At 53.1% G+C, this 4,306-nt stretch carries 3 protein-coding genes and 1 pseudogene; all 4 read right to left on the bottom strand.

Annotation, left to right across the window (positions count from 1 at the left end; translation table 11 throughout):
- Window positions 1-27 precede the first annotated feature (27 nt).
- Window positions 28-2,940 carry a host specificity protein J gene (locus CS369_RS22465; RefSeq protein ID WP_196908775.1) on the bottom strand — a complete coding sequence of 971 codons (2,913 nt, stop codon included), beginning with the start codon at window positions 2,938-2,940 and terminating at the stop codon, window positions 28-30.
- Between the two features lie 47 nt (window positions 2,941-2,987).
- The gene (locus tag CS369_RS22460) at window positions 2,988-3,278 is read right to left on the bottom strand and encodes a hypothetical protein (RefSeq protein ID WP_374191105.1); all 291 of its coding nucleotides are present in this window, start codon (window positions 3,276-3,278) and stop codon (window positions 2,988-2,990) included.
- Window positions 3,279-3,378: 100 nt separating this feature from the next.
- The gene (locus tag CS369_RS22455) at window positions 3,379-3,981 is read right to left on the bottom strand and encodes a tail assembly protein (protein WP_374191104.1); all 603 of its coding nucleotides are present in this window, start codon (window positions 3,979-3,981) and stop codon (window positions 3,379-3,381) included.
- A gap of 42 nt (window positions 3,982-4,023) precedes the next feature.
- A pseudogene (locus tag CS369_RS22450) lies at window positions 4,024-4,306 on the bottom strand (hypothetical protein); the annotation flags it as partial.

Here is a 4,306-nt window from a genome sequence, read left to right as displayed (position 1 = left end):
GGACATAATCAGTATGTCAGAAGATCTCTAAAAGTGAATGGTTCGGTTTACCGGGATACTTACAATTCCACCGATTGCCGTAGTATTGGCCGAAATGCCTGACTGTGCCTCAGTCATCTGGCTATTTAGCGTGGAAATTTGCGCAGATGTGGTTTCGTTTTGCGTTGCCACCGTCTGTTGTAACTGCGTCAGATTGCTGTTAGTCGTGCCTATGCTTGATTGCATTTCCAACATCACAATAGTTCTGGCCTCGACTTCATTTGCAATTGCAGCACGCGTTTCCGTGATTTCTGCCGCTCTGTCGCCGTTCTGCGAGCGCCAGCGTCGTGTTTCAGCATCGTTAGCCAGGCTGTTACGGATAATCGCTTTCGCCTGTTCAATGCTGTTCAGCATGCCGTCCGAGATTTGCTGGGTATTGTTCTCAACCTCACCGACCAGAGATTTCCATGCGTCGGTTTCGGTGATTTCATCCACAATCACATCGGTAATATCACTAACGTCGGTACTCGATTCCCCACGTACCCACCCCGTCCACGGCCCCTGATTACCCGACTTGTCAACAATGCGGGCACGGTAAAAGAACGCCTGGCCCACACTGAGTCTCATTTGCTGGTAGGCACGCGTGGGATACGCCACATCGGTTAGCAGCAACACGTTCTGGCCGTCGCTGGTTGGAGAATACTGAATCTCGGTTTTCAGGGTATCGTAGGTGTCAGCAGGGAATTGCCAGTCAAGCTGGACACCAAACACCAGCGAGGTGCTGGTAAAACTGGCCAGTGCTGGCGGGTTACCCGCTTTCCCTGTTAGCGTAGTTTCCTGCGCGTTGGCCCACAGACTGGAGATCTCCGTGGCATTGATGGCGCGCACGCGCGCTTGATAGCGCCCGGCGTAAATACCCGATACCTCAACGCCCTGTGCCGAGGTGCGTGCCGCACTGATCCAGTTGCCGTTATCACGCCGCCATTGCACTTCATAGGCAATGGCACTGTCCGCCTTGTCCCAGGTAATGCGCAAGGTGGTGACATTGATGCCTTGCTCGATGCGGTTATCGCTACTGATCACCACGTTGTTCGGCGCGGGCTGTACCGAAGGCGGAACCAGACTGATGAGGCGAGATTCAATGTGCGCGCCGGTATCGATTTTGGCGAATTTATCCGGGTCGAATTCGATGGCCGTGATGTCAAAGGAGGCGCTGTCCTCGCCTTCTTTCACACCAATGACGCGATACAGTTGCAGCGCCAAATCGTTAGCATCGACGGCCCATACCGACTCGGGCACGGGCGTTTCGCTATACGCGGTGGTGACGGTGACCACCTTGTCGTTCACCACCTCAATGGTGCGCCCCTCTGCTTTGCCACTAGGCAGATTGAGAATCAAACGTTCACCGATGACAGCGGAAGAAACGCGGTCAAGCGTGATGTTACGTCCATCAACCGCGCTGATGCGCTCGCCTAACGGGCGCCCGGCCAGCAAGGCATCAGCGACACCGACAATAGCGCCGGGAACCGGAATATCCCCGTCCAGCCCCATGGTGTAAGAGACGGTGCGATCGGCATCGTTGGTGTGCAAAATCCATTTGCCGCGCCGGATCGCTTCGGTCTGGCGCGTACAGCCAATCGCGGTCACATCAGCCTGTTTAATGCCGTAGCGCCGCACCAGTTTGTTATCCGCAACGGCTTTCACCGCGTCCTGATAGGCTTTATCAGGATCGGACCACGCCACCATCGCTGTACTGTAGTGCGTTTTACTGCTGGCGTTGCTGTAGGTAAAGCGCCCGTCACGCACGCTGGCGCGGGTGACCACGTAATCCATCTCGCGCGGCATATCGGACAGCACGTTCATCTGGTTATTGGCCCAGAACGAGGAGCCGCGAAAGATCGCCGCCAGATCGTTCAGCACCGTCCACGCCTCTTCTTGCGATTGGATGTACACATCGCACAAAAATCGCGGTTCCGTACCGCTGCCGCCATGGCCGTCCGGCACGAGTTGATCGCAGTACTGGGCAATCTGGTACAGCGTCCATTTCGACAGTACCAGATGGGTGGCTTTGATGCGTTCGCCCAGGCCAAAACGTTCGGAAAACTGAATGTCGTAGTACACCCAGGCAGGGTTGTTGGAGTATGCCCATTTGAAGGTGCCATCCCAACTGCCCGAGTAGCGCCGCGTTTGTGCATCATAGTTGGTGGGCACGCGGATAATTCGCCCGTCCGGTTCGCAGGAGATGACCGGAATATTTTGAAACGGCTGCGCGTCAAACTGCATCAGCAGCAGCGCCGTTTCCGGGTAGCGCAGCTTGGCGTCGATGACTTCAGTAATGGCTTCGATCGCCATCTTATCGGCAATACGATTGCTGGTAGAATTGGGCGTGATGCGGCGCACACGGATCTGCCAGCTGGTTGATGCCGTGGGCAAATCAATACGGTGGCTGCGCTCATATTGTGTGGTGGTTTTACCGTCAATCGCCGTTTTCAGCACTTCACGGTAGCTGCCGCCGTCCGTGGCGATATCAATGGCATATTCAATGCGATAACCGCCCACATCGCCATTATCATGCTGCTGTTGCAGCGCCGCCCATGAGAAGCGTATGCGCACCGCTGAGAGGTTGATATTGGGCAACGACCGTATCCACGACGTTTTACTGGTCAGCTCGGTGCTTACCGTAATCTCGTTTTCAACGCCGGGAAAACCAGGAATATAGCTTTGGTCAGGCGTACCGGGACAAAACGCCCACGACACGCCGGAAAAATTAGCGTTGCCGTTACTGTCATTGAGCGGCGTACCGTCAAGAAAAATACGCGAGCCATCCAGATTCCCGGCAAATTCCCCTTCCCCGAGCGCCAGCAGTATTTTGGCGTAGGAGGTGGATTGAATGGAATCCGGCGACTCAACGGAAACGCGCGCGTTCGCGCTGCTGCCTTTGCTGCCTTTGATCGCTATCATGGGTACTCCATTAAAAAGAAAACCCGCTCAAGGCGGGTTTATCGGCATCAGGATTTATGTCGTTTCTTCCAGGTATCTATCATCTCTTGCGTCTCTTCATTCTTATAACAGATCGGTGAATAGCCCCCGACCCGGCTCCACGCGCTGCGTTTTCCACAACTGCTGCCGTTACGTGCCGAATTGTAGGGGCACGGGCAATTTCCCGGATAAGAAGAAATAGACTCATCGATGATGGCTTGTTTTATTTGATCGTTATTGATGGGCTGCGCTTTGGCGATGGCAACCTCCGGTAATAACAATACGGAGAAAAACAGGGTTGGCAGAAACAATAATTGCAGTGGCAATAATAAGAGTGCTTTCATTTTTTTACCTTGTCAGTGTGCAGACAACAGTAAATAAAGCACGACAGCCCCGGTAAAACGTTGATGAAGGCAATGATTATTGCTGGTCTTCGGCGTAAATTTCGGCAGAAATAATCGCGCCGCCAACACGACGGCGACCATAAAGAATCGGCACCGGCTTACCCTGCGCAATGGAGTTAACCGGCCCGCCAAACGCATAGGAGGGCTTGTTATCGGGAGACTGGCGCATGGAAATACCACCTTGAACCGGGGTGAGCATTTGCATTACTCCCCCGAGCGCCATAGAAGCGCCGCCCATCATCATGCTAACGCCGATAGTAGAGGTTGTACCAAAGGTAAAATAGCCCACCGCAACCAAAACAGCTCCCAGAATAGTTTGGAACAGCCCAGCCTGTTTGCTGACAATAATCACTGGCGCAATACGAATCTCATCCGCAACGATAAAGTCTAATTCATCTTTCGCAAGATTACGTTTCCCATCAAATACTGCATAGGCCAAACCGCGTGACTTACTGCTCAGCAAAAACTTTTCAAAACCGGGAATAATCACGCCCAGCGCTTTAATGGCCTCTTGCCGGGTTCCCACCGCCAGGCGGTGCGCACGACCAAAGGTTGCGCTCAATACTGATGCGCCGCGCGATAAATGTGACACATCCTGCGCGATAAACTGAGCACTCACTGAGTTTCGCATACTGTAAATTAATTACAATTATGACTGTCTTCATCCAATGGCGTGATAGCAAACATCAATTGCACTCCCAGCCCCAGAACCACTCCACAGATTCGACTGCACTGAAAACCCTGTTTTTGACAAATTTCTGGCTCTTATCACCCAGCCGTTTGATTCTGAGTCTGCGCCGCCATTTTCTTTCATAAAAAGAAACGGGATTTCTGTAAATGCTTTCGGGAAAACGACATTAAGCGGTGCGCCATACGTTGAACTAACACGGGCAAAAATCTCAGCCCTCCCATCTGCAAACTTTCGCCAGTAATACCCTGTGCCT

This window comes from Candidatus Symbiopectobacterium sp. 'North America', assembly GCF_015762685.1.
Taxonomy (GTDB): Bacteria; Pseudomonadota; Gammaproteobacteria; order Enterobacterales; family Enterobacteriaceae; genus Symbiopectobacterium.
This window is presented reverse-complemented; position numbering and strand designations above follow the sequence as displayed.

Excerpts from the sequence above, each read along its gene's own strand:
- CS369_RS22465 (WP_196908775.1), bottom strand. The coding sequence starts at position 2,940 with ATGATAGCGATCAAAGGCAGCAAAGGCAGCAGCGCGAACGCGCGCGTT.